22 protein-coding genes and 1 pseudogene are annotated in these 25,871 nt (G+C 74.6%); 9 read left to right on the top strand and 14 right to left on the bottom strand.

The features are described from left to right. Positions 1–407: 407 nt before the first annotated feature. Positions 408–1,412, bottom strand: a complete 1,005-nt coding sequence (locus tag ABZ497_RS31585; protein WP_359810236.1) for a stage II sporulation protein M — start codon at positions 1,410–1,412, stop codon at positions 408–410. Between the two features lie 230 nt (positions 1,413–1,642). Here ABZ497_RS31585 and ABZ497_RS31580 point away from each other — a divergent pair, with 230 nt between their 5' ends. Beyond that, a complete protein-coding gene (locus ABZ497_RS31580; protein ID WP_359810233.1) occupies positions 1,643–2,581 on the top strand; it encodes an RDD family protein in 939 nt (312 codons plus the stop codon). A gap of 28 nt (positions 2,582–2,609) precedes the next feature. Here the strand turns inward: ABZ497_RS31580 and ABZ497_RS31575 are convergent, their stop codons facing one another. Then, positions 2,610–3,248, bottom strand: a complete 639-nt coding sequence (locus ABZ497_RS31575; protein ID WP_359810230.1) for a hypothetical protein — start codon at positions 3,246–3,248, stop codon at positions 2,610–2,612. 119 nt (positions 3,249–3,367) lie between these two features. On the opposite strand from ABZ497_RS31575, the gene ABZ497_RS31570 reads away from it, so the two are divergent. Both ABZ497_RS31570 and ABZ497_RS31565 read left to right on the top strand, forming a co-directional pair. Continuing rightward, a complete protein-coding gene (locus tag ABZ497_RS31570; protein WP_359810227.1) occupies positions 3,368–3,880 on the top strand; it encodes a SigE family RNA polymerase sigma factor in 513 nt (170 codons plus the stop codon). Continuing rightward, entirely contained in the window at positions 3,877–4,917 is a 1,041-nt protein-coding gene (locus ABZ497_RS31565) for a hypothetical protein (protein WP_359810224.1), read from the top strand. The genes ABZ497_RS31570 and ABZ497_RS31565 overlap by 4 nt, the downstream gene beginning before the upstream one ends. Before the next feature lie 66 nt (positions 4,918–4,983). Here the strand turns inward: ABZ497_RS31565 and ahcY are convergent, their stop codons facing one another. The 6 genes from ahcY to ABZ497_RS31535 all read right to left on the bottom strand — a co-directional run bounded on the left by ahcY (position 4,984) and on the right by ABZ497_RS31535 (position 11,492). Next, entirely contained in the window at positions 4,984–6,432 is a 1,449-nt protein-coding gene (gene ahcY / locus ABZ497_RS31560) for an adenosylhomocysteinase (RefSeq protein WP_329487915.1), read from the bottom strand. Between the two features lie 319 nt (positions 6,433–6,751). Then, complete coding sequence (locus tag ABZ497_RS31555; protein WP_359810220.1) at positions 6,752–7,726, bottom strand: cation diffusion facilitator family transporter; 975 nt, start codon at positions 7,724–7,726, stop codon at positions 6,752–6,754. A gap of 181 nt (positions 7,727–7,907) precedes the next feature. Beyond that, positions 7,908–9,158 (bottom strand): SIS domain-containing protein, encoded by a 1,251-nt coding sequence (locus tag ABZ497_RS31550; protein ID WP_329487917.1) that lies wholly within the window; start codon positions 9,156–9,158, stop codon positions 7,908–7,910. An 87-nt stretch (positions 9,159–9,245) separates the two neighbouring features. Then, on the bottom strand, positions 9,246–9,428 hold the full coding sequence (locus tag ABZ497_RS31545) for a Trm112 family protein (RefSeq protein WP_329487918.1): 183 nt from the start codon (positions 9,426–9,428) through the stop codon (positions 9,246–9,248). A 149-nt stretch (positions 9,429–9,577) separates the two neighbouring features. Then, positions 9,578–10,963 carry a phosphomannomutase/phosphoglucomutase gene (locus tag ABZ497_RS31540; protein WP_359810216.1) on the bottom strand — a complete coding sequence of 462 codons (1,386 nt, stop codon included), beginning with the start codon at positions 10,961–10,963 and terminating at the stop codon, positions 9,578–9,580. Positions 10,964–11,126: 163 nt separating this feature from the next. Next, a complete protein-coding gene (locus tag ABZ497_RS31535) occupies positions 11,127–11,492 on the bottom strand; it encodes a DUF3499 domain-containing protein (RefSeq protein ID WP_329487920.1) in 366 nt (121 codons plus the stop codon). A gap of 162 nt (positions 11,493–11,654) precedes the next feature. Between ABZ497_RS31535 and ABZ497_RS31530 the strand changes: the two genes are divergently transcribed. Further along, a complete protein-coding gene (locus tag ABZ497_RS31530; protein ID WP_359810213.1) occupies positions 11,655–12,107 on the top strand; it encodes a metallopeptidase family protein in 453 nt (150 codons plus the stop codon). 54 nt (positions 12,108–12,161) lie between these two features. Here ABZ497_RS31530 and ABZ497_RS31525 read toward each other — a convergent pair whose 3' ends face one another. The 3 genes from ABZ497_RS31525 to ABZ497_RS31515 form a co-directional block, all read right to left on the bottom strand. Further along, positions 12,162–13,859 carry a DUF5719 family protein gene (locus ABZ497_RS31525; protein ID WP_359810210.1) on the bottom strand — a complete coding sequence of 566 codons (1,698 nt, stop codon included), beginning with the start codon at positions 13,857–13,859 and terminating at the stop codon, positions 12,162–12,164. 6 nt (positions 13,860–13,865) lie between these two features. After that, positions 13,866–17,777 carry a glycosyltransferase family 2 protein gene (locus tag ABZ497_RS31520; protein WP_359810207.1) on the bottom strand — a complete coding sequence of 1,304 codons (3,912 nt, stop codon included), beginning with the start codon at positions 17,775–17,777 and terminating at the stop codon, positions 13,866–13,868. 226 nt (positions 17,778–18,003) lie between these two features. Beyond that, positions 18,004–18,276: a WhiB family transcriptional regulator gene (locus tag ABZ497_RS31515; RefSeq protein ID WP_148644569.1), complete on the bottom strand. Its 273-nt coding sequence runs from the start codon at positions 18,274–18,276 to the stop codon at positions 18,004–18,006. Between the two features lie 606 nt (positions 18,277–18,882). On the opposite strand from ABZ497_RS31515, the gene ABZ497_RS31510 reads away from it, so the two are divergent. The 3 genes from ABZ497_RS31510 (at position 18,883) to ABZ497_RS31500 (ending at position 21,834) form a co-directional block, all read left to right on the top strand. After that, entirely contained in the window at positions 18,883–19,521 is a 639-nt protein-coding gene (locus ABZ497_RS31510) for a cysteine dioxygenase family protein (protein ID WP_352289044.1), read from the top strand. A 64-nt stretch (positions 19,522–19,585) separates the two neighbouring features. Continuing rightward, positions 19,586–20,545, top strand: coding sequence for a 2-phospho-L-lactate transferase (gene cofD / locus ABZ497_RS31505; protein ID WP_359810203.1), 960 nt, complete (start codon positions 19,586–19,588; stop codon positions 20,543–20,545). After that, entirely contained in the window at positions 20,542–21,834 is a 1,293-nt protein-coding gene (locus ABZ497_RS31500) for a coenzyme F420-0:L-glutamate ligase (protein WP_359810200.1), read from the top strand. The genes cofD and ABZ497_RS31500 overlap by 4 nt, the downstream gene beginning before the upstream one ends. A gap of 3 nt (positions 21,835–21,837) precedes the next feature. Here ABZ497_RS31500 and ABZ497_RS31495 read toward each other — a convergent pair. Both ABZ497_RS31495 and ABZ497_RS31490 read right to left on the bottom strand, forming a co-directional pair. Continuing rightward, positions 21,838–22,026, bottom strand: a pseudogene (locus tag ABZ497_RS31495) (VapC toxin family PIN domain ribonuclease); the annotation flags it as partial. Positions 22,027–22,313: 287 nt separating this feature from the next. Beyond that, positions 22,314–23,246 (bottom strand): DNA-3-methyladenine glycosylase 2 family protein, encoded by a 933-nt coding sequence (locus ABZ497_RS31490; RefSeq protein ID WP_359810197.1) that lies wholly within the window; start codon positions 23,244–23,246, stop codon positions 22,314–22,316. A gap of 54 nt (positions 23,247–23,300) precedes the next feature. Between ABZ497_RS31490 and ABZ497_RS31485 the strand changes: the two genes are divergently transcribed. Next, positions 23,301–23,792 carry an SgcJ/EcaC family oxidoreductase gene (locus ABZ497_RS31485; RefSeq protein WP_359810194.1) on the top strand — a complete coding sequence of 164 codons (492 nt, stop codon included), beginning with the start codon at positions 23,301–23,303 and terminating at the stop codon, positions 23,790–23,792. A 17-nt stretch (positions 23,793–23,809) separates the two neighbouring features. On the opposite strand, the gene ABZ497_RS31480 is transcribed toward ABZ497_RS31485, so the two are convergent. Then, positions 23,810–24,946, bottom strand: a complete 1,137-nt coding sequence (locus tag ABZ497_RS31480; protein ID WP_359810191.1) for a peptidoglycan recognition protein — start codon at positions 24,944–24,946, stop codon at positions 23,810–23,812. 104 nt (positions 24,947–25,050) lie between these two features. Between ABZ497_RS31480 and ABZ497_RS31475 the strand changes: the two genes are divergently transcribed. Next, entirely contained in the window at positions 25,051–25,842 is a 792-nt protein-coding gene (locus ABZ497_RS31475) for a TIGR03089 family protein (protein WP_352289068.1), read from the top strand. Positions 25,843–25,871: the final 29 nt, after the last annotated feature.

Here is a 25,871-nt window from a genome sequence, read left to right as displayed (position 1 = left end):
TGGCACGCTGTTGAGTTCTCAAGGAACGGACACTTCCTTCGGACCGCCTTCCAGCGGGCCCTCCGGGCGCTTCGTTCTTTCGTGTTCCCAGCTTATCAGATCCTCGCGGCCGTTCTTACCGGCGCTTGTTTATCTGAATTCCCGCTGGGGGGATTTCCCTCGACTTCGCTCCGAAGCTTATCAAAGCTTTCGGTGTGCTCAGTTCCGGGGTTTACCTCGTCAAAGGGCGCGCACTTCGTGAAATGCGATCGCCCTGATTCGGCGGTGTCGTAGACACTAACGCCTCGGACCGGATGTTGTCCAACCAGTCCCAACCGTTGAAACCTACTAGCCCGCTCTTGCCACGTCAATGGTTTGACCGGGATGCGAGAAGAGTAGCAGGTCAGCGGCATGTCGATCACATCGGCTCAGGCCGCGACGGGCTGAAGGTCCGCCCGATCGGCCGCGTCCAGATCACCGGTCTCGCCATTCGCCGCGGCCTTCCGGCCCAGGACGAGGGCGTAGAACAGGAATGCGACCTCGGCCAGCGCACCGATCGTGATGCGGGCCCAGGTGGGCAGGCCGGAGGGAGTGACGAAGGCTTCCAGGACACCGGAGACCCCCAGCACCGTCGCGAGGCCGATGGCCATGCCGATGATGGACCGGCCCTGTTCCGCCAGGGCCGTCCCCCGGGTCCGCGGGCCGGGGTCGATGATGGTCCAGCCCAGGCGCAGGCCCAGCCCGCCGGCCACGAAGACGGCGGTGAGCTCCAGCAGACCGTGCGGAATGAGCAGACCGAGGAAGACATCGAGCCGGCCGGCCGAGGCCATCAGCCCGACCCCGAGGCCGAGGTTGAGGACGTTGCTCCACAGCACGAAGAGCACCGGAATGCCCAGCGCGATCCCGAACAGCAGGCACTGCACGGCGATCCAGGCGTTGTTCGTCCAGACCTGGGCCGCGAACGAGCTCGCCGGGCGGTCCGAGTAGTACGCCTCGTACTCGCCGCCGGGCCTGGTCATCTCCCGGAGCGTGTCCGGCGTGGCCAGGCTGTTCCGGACCTCCGGGTGGGTCGCGACCCACCACGCGATCACGGCGGTGGCGAGCAGCGAGAGCACGGCCACCGGCAGCCACCAGCGGCGCGAGCGGTAGAGCGCGGCCGGGAAGCTCACGCTGTAGTAGCGCGCGACGTCCCGCCAGCCGCTGGTGCGAGTGCCCGTGACGGCGTCGCGGGCCCGCGAGACCAGGCTGGTGAGCCGGCCCTCCAGGGTGGGGTCGGGCGCGGCGGCCTGCACCTTGGCCAGGTGACCGGTGACGCGCTGGTAGAGGGTGACCAGCTCGTCCGCCTCCTCGCCGGTGAGCCGGCGGTTCTTGGCGAGGGCGTCCAGCCGTGCCCACTCCCCCTGGTGGGTGGCGACGAAGACGTCCAGGTCCATGCGGCAGCTCCATGGTCGGCGCGGGGCGCGCGGGCAGGCGGGGTGCGGACAAGTGGGCCCAGCATGCCAGGGGCGGCGGCCACCCGGGCCGCCGGGACCTCCCTTCCCGAGCGGGTCCGCGGCCCCGTATGTTGACGACTGCAGATCACGGGGTCGTGGGGGCCGATCCGACGGCCTTCCCTCCCCGCGGACCGCGGACCATGAACCACCGACGGGAACGGACGGGTGTCTTGAGCGACCTGGTGACGGGCGAGGCGGTCGTCCTCGGCCTGCGCACGGCGAAGCTTCCGAGCCGGGCGCTGGCGACCGGGCTGGACCTGCTCGTACAGGGCGCCGCACTGGTGGTGACGTCCCTGGTACTGAGCTTCGCCCTGGTCGACCTCGACGGTGCGGCCCTCGCCGCCATCCTGCTCGGGCTGATGGTGTTCTTCCTGGTCGGCCTGCCCGTCATGGTCGAGACCCTCACCCGGGGGCGCTCTCTCGGAAAGGCCGCGCTGGGCCTGCGGGTGGTGCGCAGCGACGGCGGACCGGTGCGGTTCCGGCACTCGCTGGTGCGCGGGCTGGTCGGCTTCTTCGAGATCATCGTGCTGAGCGGGGTGCCGGCGGCGATCTGTTCGGCGGTCTCGGCCGACGGCAAGCGGCTGGGCGACGTCTTCGCGGGGACCCTGGTGGTCCGCGAGCGGGTGCCCGGGGGCGGCGGTGCGGCGAACGCGCTGCCGCCGGTGCACCCGCAGCTGCTGCAGGCGATCGGCGGCGAGCTGGTCGCCCTGGACCTCTCCGCCGTGCCGGAGCCGCTCTGGCTGGCGATCCGCCAGCTGCTCGGCCGGATCGGCGAGCTGGACCCGGCGGTGGCGCACCGGATGTCCGCCCGGCTCGCCGACGACCTCGCCGCGCGCACCGGCCACCCCGTCCCGTACGGGCTGCACCCGGCGGCGTACCTCGGCGCGGTGCTGACCGAGCGCCAGCGGCGGGAGTGGACCAGGGCCCAGGGCTACGGACTTCAGCACCAGCCGCGGCCCCACGTCCAGCCGCCCACGGCACCGGCCGCACCCGCACCCGCGATGCCCACGACACCCCCGGTACAAGCCCAGCCCCAGGCCCGACCCCAGCCCCAGCCGGCCCCCGCCCCGCAGCCGGCCCCCGGCACCGGATTCGCCCCGCCCGCCTGACCCGCGGGACAACCCGGGCGACCGCCCGCTACCGGCCGTCGAACTCGACCGGCCAGGCGTTCGGCGGCGACTCCAACTCCTCCAGCTCCACCCCCGCCGCGGCCAGCACCACGTCCCCCGCCAGGTGCACCACCTGCTGCTCGCCCGTCTCCAGGTCCGCCACCTGGTAGCGCTCGACCAGCAGCGGCCCCGAGTCCGTCGCGTGCGTCTCCACCGCCTCCAGCAGCCAGCCCTGGTCGAAGGTGCGCGGCGCCAGCACCGGATCGGTGAACGCGACCAGCCGCACCTTGGCGCTCGCCCCCTCCCGCAGCCGCAGCAGCCGGGCGGTGGCGACCAGGAAGGCCGGCGAGCGCCCGGCGAAGCCGTGGGCCCGGTCGTGCCCCTCCACCGCATGCTCCCCGGCCGGGTCGGCCGGGTCGGTGCGCACCCAGGCCACCCCGTCGACCGCCCCGCCGCGGACCTGCCAGCCGCCCGCCTTCAGCTCCGTCCGCAGCGGCCGGGCCCGGGAGTCCAGCGTGAGGTCGAGGGTGCCGAGAACCCGGCCCTCCGGCCCGTACGTCTTGGAGACGTACCGCCAGCCGGCCGGACCGGGCGCGCAGCTGAACCGCTCCTCGCCGAGCAGGACGTGGTCATGGGTGTCGTGGAGCGAGTACCGGCCATTGGGCATGCCCGAGAGCCTACGTGGACGATCACGGCCGTCCGGCATGCAACGTTCGGCGGGGGTGCCCGCATTAGGGGGTGGACGGCGCGGTTCGGCGCCGTCGGTACTACGGAAGGGGGGCAGGGATGGCGAAGACGGCACGCGAAGCGGAGTTCACCGAGTACGTGGCGTCCAGGAGCGGCTGGCTGCGCAAGGTCGCCTACTTGCTGTGCGGGGACTGGCACCGCGCGGACGACCTGGTCCAGGAGAGCATCACCAAGCTCTACGTGAACTGGCCACGGGCCGGACGGGTCGAGAACGTCGACGGCTACGCCCGCAAGGTGCTGGTCAACACGTTCCTCGCCGAGCAGCGGTCACCCTGGTGGCGGCGGACGACGCGCAACGGCACGGCGCCCGACACGGCGAGCGTGGGCGTCGACCTCGACGCCTCCCTCGACCTGCGCGAGGCGCTGGCCGCGCTGCCGCCGCGGCAGCGGGCCACCGTGGTGCTCCGGTACTACTGCGACCTGACGATCGACCAGGCCGCCGAGGTGCTGGGCTGCTCGTCCGGCAACGTCAAGAGCCAGACCTCGCGCGGTCTGGAGGCGCTCCGCGTCTCCCTCGCCGCCCGCCCCGCCACCGCAGAGAGGACGTCATGACGAACAACGAGTACCAGAACCTCACGGGGCGGTTGAGCTCGCTGGCCGACGAGCCCGCCCCGCCGTCCGCCGTCGACACCGCCTGGGCCGTCGTCCGCGGCCGGTCGCGGCTTCGCCGCCGGCGCGGGGCCGCGTGGGGCGCGGCGGCGGCGGTGACGGCGGCGGCGGTCCTGGGCGGTTCGCTGCTGACCCGGCCGGCCGGCGGGACCGCCACGCCGGAGGCGCCGGGCACGCTCGTCGCCGCGAGCTCCCCCCAGGTCTCGTCCGCCGCGCGCACGGGCACCGACCCCTTCTTCACCGAGGCGCGGTTCGGCTGGCTGCCGGACTCGCTGAACGCGGCGGGCGGCATCGGCTACGGCTACGCCGACGCGCTGGGCGCCGAGCACACGTCCGCCAAGGTGTGGACGAAGGGGCAGTCCACGCCGAACCTCTCGCTGTCGCTCGCGCCGGGGAACGCCGAGCCCGCGCACGTCGGCCGGCACACGGTGCCGGCTCCCCCGGTCGACGGGCGTTCGGCCCACTGGCTGGTCTCCGAGAACCCGCTGCCGGTCGACCCGGTGACCCTGTCCTGGGAGACGGCCTCGGGCCGGTGGGCGCAGCTGGACGCCTACGCGCCGAAGGAGGCCAAGCCGGAGGAGACGCTGCTGCGGATCGCGGCCGGGGCCCGCTTCGGGCGGACCGACCTCCCGCTGCCGGTCTACCTGACGGGGCTTCCGGCGGCGTTCAAGGTGTCGGCGGTGTCGTTGCTGCGGCCCTCGGCCGTCATCGACGAGCCCTGGCGGGTCAGCCTGGCGCTCACCGCCGAGAAGCTCTCGGTCGACGTCATGGTCCAGCCGGAGACCGCCGAGCCCGCGGTGGCTCCGCCGGGCGCCGACCCGCGCGAGTGCGAGGTGGACAAGGGCGTGCGGATCTGCGTGTCGACCCGCTCCGGGGCGAACCCGGCGCTGGAGGCGATCGGCGGGCTCCCCGGGCTGCTGGCGAAGATCAGGTCCGTGGGTGCCGACGAGGGCGCCTGGACGGTCGACGTCCTGCGCTGACCGGGCCCGGACGCGGCCGTGGCCGGCACTCCGCGAAGGGGCGCCGGCCACGGCCGTGTCACCTGATCAGTAGCGGTACTGGTCCGCCTTGTACGGGCCCTCGACCGGGACGCCGATGTAGTCGGCCTGGTCCTTGGTCAGGGTGGTCAGCTTCACGCCCAGCGCGTCGAGGTGCAGACGGGCGACCTTCTCGTCCAGGTGCTTCGGCAGCACGTAGACGCCGATCGGGTACTGCTCGGTCTTCGTGAACAGCTCGATCTGCGCGATCGTCTGGTTGGCGAAGGAGTTGGACATCACGAACGACGGGTGGCCGGTCGCGTTGCCCAGGTTCAGCAGGCGGCCCTCGGAGAGGACGATGATGGTGCGGCCGTCCTCCTTGCGCCACTCGTGGACCTGCGGCTTGACCTCGGTCTTCACGACACCCGGCAGCTGGGCCAGGCCGGCCATGTCGATCTCGTTGTCGAAGTGGCCGATGTTGCCGACGATGGCCTGGTGCTTCATCCGGGCCATGTGCGAGGCCATGATGATGTCCTTGTTGCCGGTCGTCGTGATGAAGATGTCGGCCGTCTCCACGACGTCGTCCAGGGTCGCGACCTGGTAGCCGTCCATCGCCGCCTGGAGCGCGCAGATCGGGTCGATCTCGGTGACGATGACGCGGGCGCCCTGGCCGCGCAGCGACTCGGCGCAGCCCTTGCCCACGTCGCCGTAGCCGGCGACGACGGCGACCTTGCCGCCGATCAGCACGTCGGTGGCACGGTTGATGCCGTCGATCAGCGAGTGGCGGCAGCCGTACTTGTTGTCGAACTTCGACTTGGTGACCGAGTCGTTGACGTTGATCGCCGGGAACAGCAGCTTGCCGTCGCGGTGCATCTCGTACAGGCGGTGGACACCGGTGGTGGTCTCCTCGGTCACGCCCTTGATGGTGGCGGCGACCTCGGTCCACTTGTTCGGGGTCTCGACCAGGGTGCGGTTGAGCAGCTCCAGGATGATCCGGAACTCGTCGTTGTCCGCGGTCGACGGGTCCGGCGCGGAGCCGGCCTTCTCGAACTCGACACCCTTGTGGATCAGCAGGGTGGCGTCGCCGCCGTCGTCCAGGATCATGTTCGGGGTCTGGCCGTTCGGCCAGGTCAGCGCCTGCTCGGTGCACCACCAGTACTCGTCCAGCGTCTCGCCCTTCCAGGCGAAGACCGGCACACCCTGCGGGTTCTCGGGGGTGCCCTCCGGGCCGACCGCGATGGCGGCGGCGGCGTGGTCCTGGGTGGAGAAGATGTTGCAGGAGCACCAGCGGACCTCGGCACCGAGGGCGGTGAGGGTCTCGATCAGCACGGCGGTCTGCACGGTCATGTGCAGCGAGCCGGTGATGCGGGCGCCGGCGAGCGGCTGCGAGGCGGCGTACTCGGCGCGGATCGTCATCAGGCCGGGCATCTCGTGCTCGGCCAGCTGGATCTCCTTGCGGCCGAACGGCGCCAGGGAAAGGTCGGCGACCTTGAAGTCACCGGTGATGTCGGTCGACATGCGTCTGCTCCTCGCTGATGGGGATGGGGCAAGGCCAAAGGTCCTGGGTGTGCGTCGCGGCACGGCGGGGACGCACGGGTGCGCGGCAACGCCGGGGCCACCGGATCCGCGGCGGGACCGGTTCCCTGCTGCTCAGCACAAACCGTCGGAGGACCTCTCTCCCTCGACCGGTACGCGCCCCCAGGGGACGGACCACCGATCGACCGCCATCAGCAGCGACGTTCTGGCTCTGGTGACGAATCTACACCGGCGGGCCCGGACGGCGGCTCGCTATGACCGTTTTTCAGCCCGCGCACCGCCGCCCCGGGGGTGCGGGTGCTCAGTGCGCGCCGGGCACCGGTCCACCGGGCGTGGCGTACGGGTCGTCGCCCTGCGCCTCCTTCTCGGCGCTGTACACGTCGGGCTCCAGGTAGATCGCCCGGGCGATCGGGACGGCCCGGCGGACGCGGATCTCGGCGGCGTCGATGGCCTGCGCCACCTGCGCGGCGGAGTCCTCCGCGTTGACCGCGATCTTGGCGGCGACCAGCAGTTCCTCCGGGCCGAGGTGCAGGGTCCGCATGTGGATCACGCGGGTGACGGAGTCGTGGTCGACCAGCGCGTCGCGGATCTCGGCCACCACCTCCGGGTGGGCGGACTCGCCGATCAGCAGCGACCTGGTCTCCGACGCCAGCACGAGGGCGATCACGATCAGCAGCAGGCCGATCGCCAGGGTGCCGATACCGTCCCAGACGCCGTCCCCGGTGATCACGGTCAGGCCGACGCCGAAGAGCGCCAGCACCAGACCGATCAGCGCGCCGGTGTCCTCCAGCAGGACGACCGGCAGCTCCGGCGCCTTGGCCCGGCGGATGTAGGCGGGCCAGCCGTGCGCGCCCTTGTCCTTGACGGCTTCGCGGTAGGCGGTGAAGAAGGACCACGCCTCCAGCCCGACCGCCAGCACCAGCACGCCGATCGGCCAGTACCAGTTGTCCAGCTCGTGCGGGTGGGCGATCTTCTCGTAGCCCTCGTAGACGGCGAACATGCCACCGACGCTGAACAGCACGATGGAGACCAGGAACGCGTAGATGTAGCGCTCGCGCCCGTAGCCGAACGGGTGCTCCTGGGTGGCCGCCCGCTGCGAGCGCTTGCCGCCGACCAGCAGCAGCACCTGGTTGCCCGAGTCGGCCAGCGAGTGGACGCCCTCGGCCAGCATCGAGGAGGAGCCGGAGAACGCGAAGGCCACGAACTTGCTGACCGCGATGCCCAGGTTCGCCGCCAGGGCCGCGACCAGGGCCTTGGTACCGCCTTCGGTGCTCATGCCGGTGTGGATCCCTCCGCCGGGGGCCGCTCGGGCGGCCCGCGCTCTGCTCTGTCGGGTGCTGCCTCGGCCGGGTCGCGCCCCGGCCGAGTCCGTCGAGCGCATACGGTACCGGGCCCGCCGCGCCGCGGGGTCGGGACGGCGCCCCGGCCCCGGCCCGGGAGGGCGCCGCGCCGCGGGCTCAGGACTGCGCCGCGAGCCCCAGGTAGACGGCGGCGAAGTCGGTCAGCGCGATCAGGTCGGCCAGCGCGTGCAGCGGGTCGGGCCGGGTGGTGGCGTACTCGGTGAGCCGGACGTCGTGGGCGGCGGCCAGCCGCTGCCCCCGGGTGACCGGGTAGCTGCGCGGACGCTCGTCGTCGGCCGGGACCTCGGCCGGGCCCCGGTCCTCCTCGCCGGGGGCCGGCGTGCCCGGGAGGTGCCGCAGCACCAGCACCTGGAGGTGCAGCGGGTCGGGCTCGTCGACCCGGTCGCGGAAGAAGTCGTCGGGGTCGGCCCCCGCGCCGAGCTGGCCGGCGAACATGCCGCGGTGCGCGGTCAGCACCTGCGGCAGCAGGCCGGCCGGCGCCGGGCGGCCGGCCCGCTCGGCGAGCTGGGTGGTGAACCGGGCGGCGGCCGCGCCGGCCACCGGCCCCTCGGCCCAGAGCAGCGGCACGGTACCGGCCAGCCGGGCGGCCAGGCTCTTGGCGGGGTTGGTGTACGCGGCCGCGTCCGGCCGGCAGCGCACGGCGGCCTCGTCCAGCAGGTCCGCGGTGGCGGCCGGCGCGTCGTAGGGCAGCTGGGTGACGCCGAGCTTCTGGGCCAGCGCCAGCAGCGGGGCGAGGTGGGCCCAGAGCGCGGCCGGGTCCTCGGCCGGGAGGTCGGGCTCGGCCCCCGGGCCGGCCGGGGGCGTGCCGTCGTCGGGCAGGTTGGACGGCACGTAGGGCAGCGGCAGCGCGCGGACCTGGAGGGCGGCCTCGGCCAGCCGGCTGCCGGCGGGGGCGGTGACGACGATGGCGCAGCCGCGCGCGTAGGCCTGTTCGGCGAGGGCGACCAGGCCCTGCTCGCCGCCGTCGGCGGAGCTGATCACCAGCAGGTCGAGCGGTCCGGCCCAGCCCGGGAGCTGCCAGGCCAGCCCGTCGGCGAACACCGGCGGCGCGCTGGCCCGGTCGGTGCGCGGCGGCGCCGCCGCGTCGGTGGGCGGCAGCGGCGCGATCAGGCTGGCGGTGCCGGCCAGCGCGGCGAGGATCTCGCCCGCCGTCAGCGCGCTGCCGTGGCCCGCCACCAGCACGGCGCGCGGTCGGCCGTCGGGGCGCAGCCGGTCCAGGCCGGCCGCGTCGGCGAGCCGCAGGGCGGTGCGGACCCGTGCGCCGGCGCCGGCCAGGGCCAGCAGCGCGCGGTCGCGGTCGGCGCGCTGGAGGGCGGCCGGGTCGTCGAGCAGGGTGTCGTCGAGCATGCGGCGGGCCTCCGGCTGCTGGCAGGGCGCTGGGGGTAGCGGGGGCGGGTACGGGTCCGTGCCCCCTGCGGGTCTTGGCCCCAAGGATCAGGCCGGGCGGCGGGCCTCGTCCACCAGCAGGACCGGAATGCCGTCCCGGACGGGGTAGGCGAGGCCGCAGCCCTCACCGGTGCAGAGCAGCTCGGGGTGCTCCTCGCTGCCGCCTTCGGTGAGCGCGGCCCGGCACTGCGGGCAGACCAGGATCTCCAGCAGGAAGGATTCGAGCTTCATGGGGTGTCGGGCTCCAGATCTCGGGGGTGGCACGGCGGTGCCCCGGCCAGGAGGAAACCCTACCGGCCGGGGCACAGGCGGCGTGCGTCAGGCGCGTGCGTCGGGCGCACGCCTCGGGACGCCCGCTGGGGGCGTGCGTCGGGCGGGTGTCAGCCGCGGACGATGGCGAGCACGCCGTCGCGCAGCTTCGCCATCCGCGCCGGGTCCTTGGCCTCGACGTTGAGGCGCAGCAGCGGCTCGGTGTTGGAGGCGCGCAGGTTGAACCACCAGTCCGGCCCGGCGACGGTGAGGCCGTCCAGCTCGTCCACGGTGGTGCCCTCCAGGCCGGCGTACGCGGCGCGGACGGCGGCGGAGCGGTCGGCCTGGTCGGCGACGGTGCTGTTGATCTCGCCGGAGGCGGCGTAGCGGTCGTACTCGGCGGTGAGCGCGGAGAGCGTGCCGTCCTGCCCGCCGAGGGCGGCCAGCACGTGGAGCGCGGCCAGCATGCCGGTGTCGGCGCGCCAGAAGTCGCGGAAGTAGTAGTGCGCGGAGTGCTCGCCGCCGAAGACCGCGTCGGTGACGGCCATCTCCTGCTTGATGAAGGAGTGGCCGACCCGGGTGCGGACCGGCTTGCCGCCGAGCTCGCGGACCACCTCGGGGACGGTCCAGGAGGTGATCAGGTTGTGGATGACGGTCGGCTCGTCCTCGCCGGCCGCCTTGGCCCGGGCGATCTCGCGGACCGCGACCAGGGCGGTGATGGCGGACGGGGAGACCGGCTCGCCGCGCTCGTCGACCACGAAGCAGCGGTCGGCGTCGCCGTCGAAGGCGAGCCCGAGGTCGGCGCCGACCTCGCGGACCTTGGCCTGCAGGTCGACGAGGTTCTTCGGGTCGAGCGGGTTGGCCTCGTGGTTGGGGAAGGTGCCGTCCAGCTCGAAGTACATCGGGACGAGCTCGATCGGCAGGCCGTCGAAGACGGTCGGCACGGTGTGGCCGCCCATCCCGTTGCCGGCGTCGACGGCGACCTTGAGCGGACGGATCGCGGTCAGGTCGACCAGGCCGAGCAGGTGGTCGGCGTAGCCGCGCAGGGTGTCCTGGGCGGACAGCGCGCCGGGCTTGACGTCCCGCACGGGCACGGTGACCGTGTCGTCCTCGCCGGTCCAGGACTCGACCAGCTCGCGGATGTCGGCGAGGCCGGTGTCCTGGCCGACCGGCGCGGCGCCGGCCCGGCAGAGCTTGATGCCGTTGTACTGCGCCGGGTTGTGGCTGGCGGTGAACATCGCGCCGGGCAGGTCGAGCTTGCCGCTGGCGTAGTACAGCTGGTCGGTCGAGCAGAGGCCGATCTCGACCACGTCGGCGCCGTAGGCGGCGGCGCCCTCGGCGAAGGCCCGGCTCAGCGACGGGGAGGACGGCCGCATGTCGTGGCCGGTGACGATCGAGGACGCTCCGGTGACCTGCACGAACGCGGCGCCGAAGGCCCGCGCGAGGCTCTCGTCCCACTGGTCCGGGACGACGCCTCGAACGTCGTACGCCTTCACGAGCTGCTTGAGGTCGCGCACTGCGGCTCCACCCTGGTCTCTGTCTGATCGGTGTGCTTCCCGGGGCGGCCGGCCGCCCCCGGGTCACGATACGTCGGGGCACCGCGCCGTCGGGCGGGCGGTAGACGGGCAGCGTACCGGGGCCGGGTGGCCGCTCCTCGCCCGGTGCGGGCGGGGCGGGCCGTCAGTTGTCGGGCGAGCGCAGCACGCGCAGGTGGCCGCGGCGGCCGGCCTCGGTGGACTCGCCGTCGGGGCCTCGGCCCTGACGGGGGGTCTGCGGGCGGGCGGCCTCGCGGACGGCGTTGGCGAGCGCTTCGAGGTCGTCGCTGCTGCGGCGCAGCGGGCCGGCCTCGGCGGCGAGCCGGACGACCTCCCAGCCGCGCGGGGCGGTGAGGCGCTCGGCGTGCTCGGCGCACAGGTCGTAGCAGTGCGGCTCGGCGTAGGTGGCGAGCGGGCCGAGGACGGCGGTGGAGTCCGCGTAGACGTACGTCAGCGTCGCGACGGCCGGTCGGCCGCACGCGGTCCGCGAACAACGACGTACAGAGCTCACGAGGGTGGACGGTACCGCACTCCTCGCCGGGGAGCGAAGACCGCCTGTCCGGAGGGCGTGCCGTGTCGTGCTCCGCGCGCCCGTCCGTGCACCCGCCGCCCTGGCCGTTCGCTGTCGAGGTGGTCCACTTCCGACCGTCCAAGGACTACCCTCGGCAGTGATATGGACAGCTCTGCACCGCAGTCATCGACGGGACCTTCGCGCCGCCCGCGCCACCGCGACCGGCACGGCAGGGGTCTGCGCGGCCCGCTGGCGCCTCCGCAGGTGCCGATCTCGCTCACCCGCTCCGAGTTGTTCGACGACTACGTGCGCGAGTCGGTGGAGCGTCTCGAACGGCGTTGGCCACAGCTGATCGAAGTGGAGTTCGCCGTCCAGGAGGTCCCGCTGCGCGAGGCGCAGGGGCCGGACACGGACGACGGCGTGCCGCTGGGGCAGGTGTCGCCGGGCCGGCAGGGGCGCAAGAGCCAGATCGTGGTGTACCGCCGGCCGGTGGAGATCCGGGCGAAGTCGCGGGAGGACCGCGCCGCCCTGGTGCACGAGATCCTGATCGAGCAGGTGGCGGAGCTGCTGGGGCTGTCGCCGGACGCCATCGACCCGCGCTACGACGAGGAATGACCCGACGACGGAGGGGCGGTACCCGGTGCCGGGTACCGCCCCTCCGTCGTCGGGTCAGCGGAGCACGACCGCCGGGTCCTGGGCGGCCCGCGGGACCTTGACGCTGCTGCGGTCGTCGCGGAGCGCCTGGACGGTGAACATCGGGACGTCCTTGGTCGGGATCGCCAGCATCCGGGCGGCGACGACGGGGCCGCCGGAGACGGTCTCCACGGTCAGCGCGAAGGCGCCGTTCAGACCGGTGGGCTCGGGCGCCGGGACGGCGACCGTGCCGCCGGCGGGCAGCTCGACGTCCTTGCTGACCGGGGTGCCCCCGCCGCTGCCGGCCGAGGCGGTGACCTTGACCTTGGCGGCCTCACCGGTGGAGGTGAGGAAGAGCGTGGTCGGGCCGCCGCCGCGGTTGTCGGCCACCGTGGCGCGGGCGCCGACCGGGGCGGTTCCGGTCAGCCAGGCGGCGTCGGACTTGCCGTTCTGGCCCACCCGGTCGATCCGCAGGCCGGCCACCACCGGGGTGGGGTGCTTGTCGTCCGTGGGTGACAGGCGCAGGCCGGCCACCTCGTCCCGGGTGACCTTGCCGAGGTCGACGGCGGCCACCATGCCCGCCTTGACGTGGATCGACTCGTTGCCGGCCGGGGTGAACAGGCCGTTCTTGCCGGAGAGCTGGATCTTCAGGTCCGCGTCGTCCTCCGGCGGCGCCCAGACCACCAGGTGGGCGTTGGCGGTGTCGGCGGGCAGGCCCGGGAGCACCTGGACGGGCGCCGGGGCGGCCGAAGCGGGCACCCAGTCGGCGCCCTTGCTGCCGTCGGCGGCGTGCACGGCGGCGCCGACCCGGCCGCTGCGGGCGACGACGTGCACCGCCAGGTCGGCGACCTGGCCCTTGCTGATGGTGGGCAGCAGGACCGACTGCGAGCTGCCGGGGGCGACGGTGATGCCGTTGGCGGCGTCGTTCTCGATCAGGCCCTTGTCGCCGTACAGCTTGATGTCGACCACGGCCGCGGTGGCCTCGGTGTTGACCAGGCTGACGTAGTCGACCCGGTCGCCCGCGGTGCTGGCGCCGGCGAACCAGAAGCTGGTACCGGCCGGGGTGCAGGTGAGGCCGGAGAGGCCCTGGCCGCGCTGCTCGGTGACGGTGGTGGTCTGGGTCACGGTGAAGCCGGGCGCGAGGGCGCCGGTGGCGACCGCGCCGGTCCCGGGGGCGTTGTCGCTGTTGGCGGCGGGGGCGACCACGGGGGCGCCCGGCTTGGTCAGGTTCAGCCGGGCGTCGCCGGGCGCGGTGTCCTTGGCCGCGACCGGCGCGGTGGAGGCGGCGGCCGTCGGCGCGGACGGTGCGGGAGCGGAGGGCGCCGGGGCGGCGGGGGCCGAGGGCGCGGTGGCGGGCGCCGCCGCGTCGGCGACCCAGCCGACTCCGGCGGCCGCGTCGCCACCGGTGCCGGTGCCGGTGCCGGGCGGGGTGTAGGCGGTGAGGGTGGTCGAGCCGGTCAGGCCCTGGAGCGGCTGCGGGCAGACCAGGGCGGTCCGCTCGACCTGCGCCGAGGTCGCGGCGCCGCCCTGGTCCGGGCCGGCCGCGGTGGCCGGCGGGCGCACCTGGGCGACCCCGAACACCACGGCGAGCACCGCGGCGGCGGCCAGCAGCGACTGGGTCGTCTTCGTCCCTCCGGACGACCCCGCGGGGCCGGCCGCGGCGAACGCGGCCTCGTCCGGTGCCCCGGAGCCGGTCCGGCCCTTGGACTTCTTCGGGAAGGCGGGCTTCTTCATCGCGGGTCAGCTCCCCGATCCGTGGTGGTGCGGGTACCGGCCCGGCCCGTTGGGGTTGTTGGGGTTGTTGGGGTTGTTGGGGTTGTTGGGGTCATTCGGATCGTTCGGGTCGTAGTAGGGCTCGCCCTGCGGCTGCCCCGGCACCCACGGCTGCTGCCCGTCCTGCTGGTAGGGGTCGTAGCCGCCGTACTGCTGGTCCTGCTGGTCCTGCTGGTACGGGTCGTAGCCCTGCTGGCCGCCCTGCGGGTAGGCCTGCTGCTGGTACCCGTCGCCGCCGTACTCCTGGCCGCCGCCGTACGGCGCGGCGGTCGGCTGCTGGGCCGGGTAGGAGCCGTAGCTGTACGGGTCGGCCTGCTGGTACGTCTGGTACGGGTCGGCGTACTGCTCGGCCTCCTGGACGGCCGCGGCCGCCTGGACCGCCTCGACCGGCGGTTCGCCCGCGGGCTGCGGCGGGATCGCGCCCGGCCGGCCCTCGTACACGCCGCCCTCGCCGTCCCCGTCGCCGCCTTCGCCGCCCTCGCCGCGTTCGGCCATCCGGCGGGCCCGGCGGCTGCCGGGGGCGGGCGCCTGCGCCTGGGCGGCGGCCGCCAGCGCGGCGGCGGCGACGACCTCCTCGGGCAGGTCGTCGTCCTTGTGGTTGCGGCGGCCGGGCAGCGCCAGCACCAGGACGGTCAGGCCGAGCAGCAGCTGGGCCCAGATCCAGCCGGTGTGCAGCAGGCCGCCCTCACGGGTGACCACCAGCTTGCCGGCGGCGGCCGGGAGCTTGAAGCCCTGCGCCCAGCCGTCGACGGTGGTGGCCTCCAGCGCGGTGCCGTCGAGGGTCGCCTTCCACTCGGGGCCGGCCGCCTCGGCGAGGCGCAGCACCCGGCCCTCGGGACCGGCCGGAACGGCGGTGTCGAGGTCGCGCTCGCCGGACGGCACCGCCACGGGGGTGGTGCCGGGGGCGGTGATCAGGGCGCGGGTCGCGGGCGTGCCGTTGACCTGCCAGAGCGCGGTGCCGCCGTCCTGGTTGGCCTTGACCAGGCCCGGGGTGGTGTCCAGGACGTCCTTGAAGGCGCCGATCGCCGGCTGGTCGACCAGCACGTAGGCGATGCCGTAGTCGGACAGCGCCTCGGCCTGGTCGGCTCCGGAGCCGGCCAGCAGGCTGCCGACCACCTTGTCGAGGCGCTCGGTGGTGCCGGTGGCCGGGTCCACGGTGGACTCGGCCTGGCCGAGCGTCACCCCGGCGCCGCGCACCAGGGTGTAGCGGACCGAGCCGCCCTTCGGGTCGCCGGTGACGACCAGGGTGCGGGCCCGGTCGCTGGTACCGGCCTCCTCGGCGATGAACGCGGGCACCTGGGCGGCCGGGGCCCGGTGCAGCGGGCCGTCGGCCCCGGTGACGGCCCACCAGACGCCGGTGCCGAGCGGGGCGAGCACCGCGGCGGCCACCACCAGGGCGGCGACCGGCTGGCGCCAGCCGAAGGCGATGCCGGCCACCCGGGCGTTGGCGCCGTCGGCGCCGATCGCGGCGGCGGCCAGCAGGGCGATGCCGGCGAGCAGCGAGGCCGGGCCGGCCCACGCGGGCACGGCCGGGCCGCCGGAGGCGGGGGTCACCGAGGTGCCCGCCACCGCGACCGCGAAGATCAGGCCGGCGCCGGCGGCGCCCCAGGCGGCGAGCACCGCGCGGCGGCGGTCGGCGCGCAGCAGCGCGGCCAGCGCGGCGAGCACCACGCCCGCCGACAGCCAGACCGGCGGCACTCCGGCGCCGCCCGGGTTGACCAGCAGCAGGCCGACGGCGTTCGCGCCGCCGCCGTGCAGACCGGGCAGACCGGCCTCCAGCAGCAGCAGCTGGGGGTGCGAGAGCACCTGCAGCGACCAGGGCGCGAGCACCAGCACCGGCGCGCCGAGGATCACCAGCACGCGCAGCCCGAGCAGCCGCAGCGCGGCCCCGCCGGAGCCGAACGCCCCGCCGCGCACCACGGCGGCGGCGAGCATGGCCAGGCACAGCGGCACGGCCAGCGCCCACGCCAGCGGCACGAAGGCGGTGGCGAGGGTGAGCAGCAGGACCGTCATCCAGACCGGGCGCCAGCCGGGCCGGGCGCCCTTGGCGGCGCTCTCGGCGCGGATGCCGAGGCCGGCGGAGATCGCGGCCGCGCGGGCCAGCGGCGGCAGCAGGACGGCGAGGACGGCGGTGCCGATCCGGCCCTGGGCGAGCGCGCCGGTGGCCGCGGGCAGCAGGGCGTAGGTGGCGCTGGCCCAGGCACGGACCAGCTTGGAGTCGAGCAGCGGCCGGGAGACCAGGTAGGCGCTGACGGCGGCGAGCGGCACGGCGAGGACGACCAGCAGGGTGACCGCGAGGTCGGCGTGGTCGAACAGCGCCCAGGAGAGCACCGACAGCACCGCGAGGTACGGCGGCGCCGCCGCGGTGGAGCCGGTGCCGACGGGGTGCCAGGCGTCCGCGTACATCGACCAGAGGCCGCCGGCGCCGCCGGTGGCGGGCAGCAGCGCGCCGCCGAACAGGGCGCCGGCGCCGAACAGGGCGCGGCAGGCGACCAGCGCGAAGACCAGCAGCGCGGCGAACAGGACCGGCGCCGGGCGACGGGCCAGCTTCTTGATCAGCGTGAACTGTTCGACGACCAGGTCCTCGGAGTCCTCGTCGCCCGGGCCGGCCTCGACCGAACCGTGCCGGCCGGCCCCGGAGTCGTCGCCGCCCCCTATGCCGAGCGAGCCGATCACGCCCTCGACGGCGAGCCGGGCGGTGGCTCCGGGCGCCGGGAAGAGCGAGCGGTCGTCCAGGGCGTCGGCGGCCCGCAGCCGGGCCCGGCGTTTGCGGGCCGCCAGCAGCCGGGGCAGCCGGAGCAGTTCGTGGCCGAGACCGGCGAGTTCGTCGAAGGCCTGCTTCGGGTCCTTGCCGAGCAGGTTGGTGACCACCCGCAGCAGGGTGCCGAGCACCAGCCGCAGCAGGACGTACGGGAAGAGCGCGCCCTTGGAGTTGGCGAGCAGGGTGTAGACGGCGCCGGCCTTGTCCAGCCGGTGCGGGTGGGAGGGGCCGCAGTCGATCGCGCGGCGCTCGCGGCTGGCCGCCTCGGCGTGCCGCAGCACGGCGTCGGGGGCGACCACGACGCGGTGGCCGGCGGCGTTGACCCGCCAGCAGAAGTCGGTGTCGTCGCGCATCAGCGGCAGCGCCCGGTCGAAGCCGCCGAGCTCCTCGAAGACGTCGCGGCGGACCAGCATGCCGGCGGTGGAGACGGCGAGCACCGGGCGGACCTGGTCGTGCTGGCCCTGGTCCTGCTCGCGGCGGTCGAGGCCGGTCCAGCGGCGGCCGGAGCGGGCGATGGTGACGCCCACCTCCAGCAGCTGGCGGCGGTCGTACCAGCTGCGCAGCTTGGGGCCGACGACGGCGGCGCTGGGGGTGGAGTCGGCGACCTGGAGGAGGCGGCGCAGCGCGTCGGTCTGCGGCTCGCAGTCGTCGTGCAGCAGCCAGAGCCACTCGACCGGCTGGGTCTCCCTGGGGCCGCCGCGGCCGAGGTCGTCCTCGTGGCCGAGCGGGTCGCCGAAGTCGTCCCAGCCGCCGGTGACCGGGTCGTAGCCGGACGGGTCGAGCCGGTAGGGGAGGTCCTCGGGGCGCAGCGGCGGGCTGTTGAAGACGGCCTCGCCGACGGCGGTGCCGAAGCCGGCCCGGCGGCCGAGGACGATCGGGCCGCTCTCCGGGAGCCAGTCGGCGAGGGTGTCGGCGAGCAACTGCGGGGAGCTGTCGGTGGAGCCGGTGTCGACGGCGAGCACCCGCTGGACCTGGCGGTCCTGGCCGAGCAGGCCGGCGAGGGCCTGTGGCAGCCAGCGGGCCCCGTCGTGCGAGACGATCACCGCGGTGACCAGGTGGCGCGGATAGGCGGGCGGCCTGGCAGCGGTGAAGCCGCTCTGGTGGCTGTAGACGGTCATCGAGTGCGCGGGCCCCAGTTCTCGGTGGACACAGCCGGTGAACGGCAACCGGATGGCGCACCACACTAACGGCTCCGGATGGCGCCGCCGTCCGCGGGCCGTGGAGGAGCTGTGCGCACCGGGTCGCGCAAGGGCCCGGAAACACGGAAGCGCCCCACCGTCGCGGTGAGGCGCCCGTCGAGCTGTGCGGTTGTCGGAGGGTCAGCAGGGCCAGGGGCCGCCCCGGTCAGACCGCGCTCTTCTTGAGCCGACGGCGCTCGCGCTCGGAGAGGCCGCCCCAGATGCCGAACCGCTCGTCGTTGGCGAGGGCGTACTCCAGGCACTCGGAGCGGACCTCGCAGGCGAGGCAGACCTTCTTGGCCTCGCGGGTGGAGCCGCCCTTCTCCGGGAAGAAGGACTCGGGGTCGGTCTGGGCGCACAGCGCGCGCTCCTGCCAACCGAGTTCTTCTTCCTCCTCCTCGATGCCGTCACCGATCAACAGCTCAAAGAGCTCGCTCATGTGGCGCGCCTCCTCTGCCCCTATTTGGCGTCCCCGTGGTTGCCGTTGCCTCGTGCGGCGGACGACACGAGAGAAATTACAGTTGCGTCACTCTGGCCCAGTCAAGCCGAGCTCTGGTATTGGGGCCAGGATTCACTCCCCGGCACCAAGCCGTTACGAATAGTGTACATATCTGGACACATCGGACTAACAGCCCGGATCCCGTCGAACCCTTGCAACCCTCCACCACGTGACGCGCAGTCATCGTCACAGGTCGGTCATCGGCCTGCCTTCCCGGCGATCTTCTCATCGAAACCTAGAGGGTGATTTATCACCCCATCGGGTAGTTCATGGCCTATCCCGCCCGATTGCCCCGGCTCATGAGTTGACACCGGAGCGCTCGATGCGGTCTCCTTTCCCACATGTCAGAGTTCACTCGCCCCCGGAGCGGTTCCGCGCTCCGCCGTGCCGTGAACCCCTGTTGTCGCCTCTGTTCCTGTATCTAGGCGCCCGCTGTCCCACCGCGCGCCGCCCAGGAAGCACAGAGGCCGCCCGCGATTCCCGCCCCAGGACATCCCGGATCCGGCTGATCCCTGTCGAACCAGCCGTACTCCGAGGACGACTCCCGTGCGCATGAACCGCATCCGCAAGCGGAACCGCGACCGCAACAAGCTCACCCGCCGTGGCCTCGCGCCCACCACGCCTCCCCCGGCGGCCGCCCGGCCCGCCCGCGGCTGGGCCGACGGACTGAGCGACGTCTCCATCGCCGGCGACCCGCTGGCCTTCCCGCACCTGGCCCGCACCGACCTGCCCGGCCACCCCACCACCGTCGCCGGCTACGCCCGGCTGGTCCGCGAGATCGCCGCCGACCGCGCCCGCTGGGAGCCGCTGGTCCGCTACGACGCGCTCACCCGCTGGTACGCCCGGCTGGAGACCGGCCCCGGCTACGAGGTCTGGCTGCTCAGCTGGCTGCCCGGCCAGAGCAGCGGCTTCCACGACCACGGCGTCTCCTCCGGGGTGATGAGCGTCGTCCGGGGCGAGCTGATCGAGCGCTCCCTCACGCACGCGGGCGAGGGTGCCCGCACCCTGCGCCCGGGCGGGCAGCGGGTGTTCTCCTCCGGGTACCTGCACGAGGTGGTCAACGGCGCGCTGGAGCCCGCCGTCTCCATCCACCTCTACACGCCCGGGCTGACCGAGATGAACCAGTACGGCGGCGGCGCCACCGTCCCCGAGCAGCACCCGCAGGAGCAGGCCGAGGCCCGCTGACGACGGGCGGGCGGCGGCCCGCGGACCGGGCTGACGGCCAGTCGGGCCGTGGCAGGATGGGCGCATGCGCATCGTGGCACTGGCAGGCGGAATCGGTGGGGCGCGCTTCCTGCGCGGACTCAAGGAGGCCCTCGGCCCGCAGGACGAGATCACCGTCATCGGCAACACCGGCGACGACATCCACCTCTACGGCCTGAAGGTCTGCCCCGACCTCGACACCGTGATGTACACCCTCGGCGGCGGCATCAACGAGGAGCAGGGCTGGGGCCGCACCGACGAGACCTGGTCGATCAAGGCCGAGATGAAGGAGTACGGCGTCGGGCCCGAGTGGTTCGGGCTCGGCGACCGCGACTTCGCCACCCACCTCGTCCGCAGCCAGATGCTCACCGCCGGGTACACCCTCAGCCAGGTCACCGAGGCGCTCTGCGTGCGCTGGCAGCCGGGCGTGCGGCTGCTGCCGATGAGTGACGACCGGGTCGAGACCCACGTGCGGATCACCGACGCGGACGGCACCCGGGCCATCCACTTCCAGGAGTACTGGGTCCGGCTGCACGCCGCCGTCGACGCCGAGGCGATCGTCCCGGTCGGCGCGGACACCGCCAAGCCCGCGCCCGGTGTGCTGGAGGCCATCGCCGCCGCCGACGTCATCCTGTTCCCGCCGTCCAACCCGGTGGTCTCGATCGGCACCATCCTCGCCGTGCCCGGCATCCGGGCCGCGGTGGCCGCCGCCGCGGCGCCGGTGGTCGGGCTCTCCCCGATCATCGGCGGGGCCCCGGTCCGCGGCATGGCCGACAAGGTGCTGGCCGCCGTCGGCGTCGAGGCGACCGCGGCGGCGGTCGCCCTGGACTACGGCGCCGACCTGCTGGACGGCTGGCTGCTGGACACCGCCGACGAGGCCTCGGTCGGCGCGGTCGAGGCCGGCGGGATCGCCTGCCGGGCCGTGCCGCTGCTGATGACGGACGTCGCGGCGACCGCCGAGATGGCCCGGGCCGCGCTGGCGCTCGCCGAGCTGGTGCGGGCGTGACCCTGCACGTCCTGCCCGTCCCGGGCCTGCCCGAGATCGACGCCGGCGCCGACCTTGCCGCGCTGATCGCCAAGGCCGGGACGTACCAGGACGGCGACATCCTGCTCGTCACCTCGAAGATCGTCAGCAAGGCCGAGGGCCGGGTGCTGCGGGCCGCCGACCGCGAGGCCGCGATCGACGCCGAGACCGTCCGGGTGGTCGCCCGGCGCGGCCCGGTCCGGATCGTCGAGAACCGCAACGGCCTGGTGATGGCCGCCGCCGGGGTGGACGTCTCCAACACCGCCGCCGGCACCGTGCTGCTGCTGCCCGAGGACCCGGACGCGTCCGCCCGCGCGCTGCGCGCCCGCCTCCAGCAGCTGACCGGGCTGCGGCTGGCCGTCGTCGTCACCGACACCTTCGGCCGGCCCTGGCGCAACGGCCTCACCGACGTCGCGATCGGCGCCGCCGGACTGCCCGTCCTGGAGGACCACCGCGGCCGCACCGACAGCCACGGCAACGAACTGGCGATGACCGTCACCGCCACCGCCGACGAACTCGCCGCCGCCGCCGACCTGGTCAAGGGCAAGTCCACCGGCACCCCGGTCGCCGTGGTCCGGGGCCTCGGCCACCTGGTCACCGCCGAGGACGGCGCGGGCACCCGCCCACTGGTGCGCGCCGCCGCGGACGACATGTTCCGGCTCGGCACCTCCGAGGCGGTCCGGCAGGCCGTCACCCTGCGCCGCACCATCCGCGCGTTCACCCCCGAACCGGTCGACCCGGGCGCCGTCCGCCGCGCCGTCGCCGCCGCCGTCACCGCGCCCGCCCCGCACCACACCACGCCCTGGCGGTTCGTCCTGCTGGAGTCGGCCGCGGTCCGCACCCGGCTGCTGGACGCGATGCTCGCCGCCTGGCAGCGCGACCTGCGCGAGCTGGACGGCTGGGACGACGCGCTGATCGCCCGGCGCACCGCCCGCGGCGACGTCCTGCGCGACGCGCCCTACCTGGTCGTCCCCTGCCTGGTGATGGACGGCTCGCACGACTACCCCGACGCGCGCCGCGCCGCCGCCGAACGCGAGATGTTCACCGTCGCCATCGGCGCCGCCGTGCAGAACCTGCTGGTCACCCTGGCCGGCGAGGGCTACGGCACGGCCTGGGTCTCGTCCACCATGTTCTGCCGCGACACCGTGCGCGCGGCCCTCGACCTGCCGGCCGGCTGGGACCCGATGGGCGCCGTCGCGGTCGGCCGCCCCGCCGAACCGCCCCGCGACCGCCCGGCCCGCGGCGCGGACGCCTTCATCGAGGTGCGGTAGGGGTCAGTGCCCCAGATCGTCCGGCAGCAGCCGGAAGGACTCGTGGTTCGTCAGCGGCCTGATCGCACGGAAGTGCCGGCGATCGACGGTCAGCACCGCCGCGGTCCGGAACTCGGCCGCCAGCGCGACGTTGACCGCGTCCGTCAGCCCGATGTCCAACGCCGGGTAACGGCGCATCACCACCCGGGCCGCACTGAATCGGGACGCGACCTCCGGGACCTCGAAGCGCCCCACGGCACACTTGTCGATCACACCCGGTGGCCCTCGAACGACGGCATGTCGTCCACCTCGTCACCCATCGGGTCGGTCCTGAACGGGTACACGGGCTCGGCGCGCTCCGGCGGCACGATCGTGGCCACGTGGCGGCCGTCCTTGGTGACCGTGACGGTCTCTCCGCGTTAGACGGCGCCTATCACTCTGGCCGTCTGCTGGTTCAGCTCCCGCATGGTTGCTTCCATGCCGCCAAACTACGCCGTAGTTCACCGCCGCCGGTGGTCGTTGGGGGTCAGCCGGGGGCCGTACCGCGGGGCGTGGGTGCCGGTGCTCAGCAGCAGGCGGCAGAGGCGGTGGCGGTGCGGGCGGTAGGGCTCCAGCAGGGCCAGCATCTGGGTGTCGTCGCTGCGGGGGCGGCCGGCCAGGGCCCAGCCGACCAGGTTGGGGAGGTGGTAGTCGCCGACCGAGACCGCGTCCGGGTCGCCGTTGCTGCGCTGCAGGGTCTCGGCGGCCGTCCAGATCCCGATGCCGGGCACGGAGGTCAGCCGGGCGAGCGCCTCGGCGTGGTCCATCACCGAGGCCTCCTCCAGCCGGGCGGCCAGCCGGACGGCGCGCACCACGGTGGCGGAGCGCTTCGGGTCCACCCCCGCGCGGTGCCACTCCCAGCTGGGGACGAGCGCCCACTCGCGGGCCGACGGCGCCACCCGCATGCCCTCGGCCGGGCCGGGCGCCGGGGCGCCGAAGTCGCGCAGCAGCGTCCGCCAGCCCCGGTACGCCTCGTCGGTGGTCACCTTCTGCTCCAGGATCGCGGGCACCAGTGACTCCAGCACCAGCCCGGTCCGGGTGAGCCGCACGCCGGCCGCACGCCGCTGGGCCTCCCGCAGCGGGCCGGGCGGCAGCACCAGGGCGGCCGGGTCGTCCTCGGCGCCGAGCAGCGCGGGCAGCCGGTCCAGCAGCCACTCCGCCCCCGGGCCCCAGGCCCGCGCCTCGACCTCGCCGGCGGCCGGCCTGGCCAGTACCCGCAGCGTGCCGATGCCGGCCGGGGTGCGGGAGGCCCGCCAGACCGCGCCGTCACCGGTGGTCCGGTAGGCCGGGTCGGCCGGGCCGCGCCGCAGCGGTAGCAGGGTGCGGGCCACGTCCAGCGGGAAGCCCGGGCGCCAGAGGCGCACCCGCGCACCGGTCGCCGCCTCGTCCGACACCGCCCCGCGCCTCCTCCGCTGTCCGGCTCCACCGCCTTCGCCGACCATGGGGATATGAACGATACGCGGCTGCCGGAGCTGTCCCACGCCGACGAGGGCGCGGTGCGGGCGCTCTACCACCGGACCCTGGACGGGTGGAACCTGCGGGACGGCGCGGCGTGCGCCGGACCGTTCGCCGAGGACGGGGAGATGGTCGGATTCGACGGAACGAGGTACGCGGGGCGGTCGGTGATCGCCGCCGAACTGGGGCGGATCTTCGCGGACCACGCCACCCCCGAGTACGTCGCCAAGGTGCGGCGGATCCGGGCGCTCGGCCCGGGGGTGGCCGAGCTGGACGCCGTCGCCGGTCTGGTGCCGGACGACGCCGAGGACCTCGATCCCGGCCTGAACGCCCTGCAGACGGTGATCGCCGTCAACGCGGGCGCGGGCTGGCGGATCGCGCTGCTGCAGAACACCCCGGCCCGGTACGACCTGCGGCCGGACGTCGCGCGGGCGCTGACCGCCGAGCTGCGGGCGCTGGTGCCCCGGGTCCCCGGCCCGGTGTAGGCCCCGGGCTCGCGGGTTCAGCGGGCCCAGGGGGCCGCCGGGCGGGCGGCGCTCTGCAGCGCGGCCGCCTGGGTGCGGACGGCGGGGAGCAGCGGGTAGAGGGTGGCGCCGGGGCACTCGGTGGCGACCGCGTCGCGGTGGCCGGAGACGGCGTCGAAGGTCGCGGTGGTGCCCTTGGGGTAGCGGGTGCCGTCGGCGCCGGAGACCAGCTGGGTGCGGCCGCCGGCGTCCTGGCCGGCCAGCCCGAGCTTCCAGGCGGCGAGCCGGGCGAGCCCGTCCGGTACGGCCGGCGGCGGGGTGTCGGTGACGAAGGTGCCGAGCACCGCGACGCCCGCCGAGTCGGTGTTGAAGCCCAGGGTGTGCGCGCCGTGCACCGCGAGCTCGGCGCCGCCGGCCCGGCCCTCGTAGAGGGTGCCGCAGCGGTCGACCAGGAAGTTGTAGCCGATGTCCCGCCAGCCGTTGCTCCGCACGTGGTACTGGTAGATCGCCCTGATCATCCGGGGCGCGTCGGCACAGTCGTACTCGGTGGCGGTCGCGGTGTGGTGGACGAAGACCACCCGGACCGGGCCGGTGTACTCGACCTGCGGGTCCCGGAGGGACTCGTCGGCGCCCCAGCCGGCCCGGGTGACGACGGCGGGCCGGGCGGCCCGGCGCCCGTCCGGCGGTTCGGCGGGCAGCGTCCGGCCGGCGGCCCCGGCGGCGCCCTGGCCGGGGTCGACCAGGTCGAGCCGCAGGCCGTCCGGCAGGCCGCGGGGGCCGGCGGTGACCTGGACCGCCACGCCGTCGCTCGGACCGGTCCAGAGCGGCGCCGTCGCTCCGCCGCCCGGGGCGTCCGGTCCGTCCTCGCCGTCCGCCTCCAGCACCTGCCAGTCGCCCCAGACGTGGGTGGCGGCGTCCCTGGTGCGGACCCGGACGGAGCCGCCGTCGAGCGAGCGGGCGGGGCCGTTCCAGCCGACGCCGAGCAGCTCGAAGGGGCGGGTGGCGCGCGGCGCCAGGGCGCGGTCGGCGCCCAACGGCAGCGAGGTGACCGAGCCGCCGCCGGCCGAGGTGCGGCGCTGCTGGGCGGGATCGGCGGCGGCCGCGGCCGGAACGGGCTGGAGGAGCAGGACGGCGGTGCAGCCGGCGAGTGCGGCGGCCGGCAAAGAGATACCCATAAAAGGGATGTTCAGGGCAAAACACCGCACCCGCCATGCCACCTTGCGCAGGGTCCGCCACCCCTCCCGGTCGCCCACCCGAAGGCCGTAGGCTGGGGCGCACCATGACTGCGCCTTTCGCTGCCGATGCCCGAACCCCTGTCGAGCTGCTGCACGCATTCCTGCGAGGTGGCACTCCCTCAGTCGACCCCGCGGCTCCGCTGGTCACCTTCTACGACGACGCCACCGGCGAACGGGTGGAACTCTCCGCCCGGACCTTCGACAACTGGGTGGCCAAGACAGCCAACCTGCTCCAGGACGAGCTGAACGCCGGTCCGGGTGACCGCGCCGCCCTCCTGCTGCCCGCCCACTGGCAGAGCGCCGTCTGGCTGCTCGCCTGCTGGTCGGTCGGTGTGACGGCGGTGCCGGCCGGCGACCCGGCCGACGCCGACCTGGTGGTCAGCGGACCGGACGGCCTGGAGGCCGCCCAGGCCTGCGAGGGCGAACGGGTGGCCCTCGCCCTGCGTCCGCTGGGCGGCCGGTTCCCCCAGCGCCCGGACGGCTTCCTCGACTACGCCGCCGAGGTGCCCGGCCAGGGCGACCGCTTCGCGCCGTACTCCCCCGTCACCCCGGACGCGCCCGCGCTGGAGACCGGCATCGACGGCCTGCCGCTGAAGCTGACCGGCGACCAGACCGTCCAGCTGGCCCGGGAGGGCGCGGCCCGGCTCGGCATCACGGCCGGCGACCGGGTGCTCTCCACCCTCTCCTACCAGGACTGGGCGGGCCTGGAGGCCGGTCTGCTGGCGCCGCTGGCAGCCGGCGCCTCGGTGGTGCTCTGCCGCAACTCGGAGGGCCTGAGCGCCGAGCAGTGGGAGAAGCGGACCGAGTCCGAACGGGTGACACTGCGCCTCGGCTAACCCCCGGCTCCGGCCCGGCGGGTAGGCAT

The sequence above is a fragment of the Kitasatospora sp. NPDC005751 genome, assembly GCF_040630835.1.
Lineage (GTDB): Bacteria > Actinomycetota > Actinomycetes > Streptomycetales > Streptomycetaceae > Kitasatospora.
This window is presented reverse-complemented; position numbering and strand designations above follow the sequence as displayed.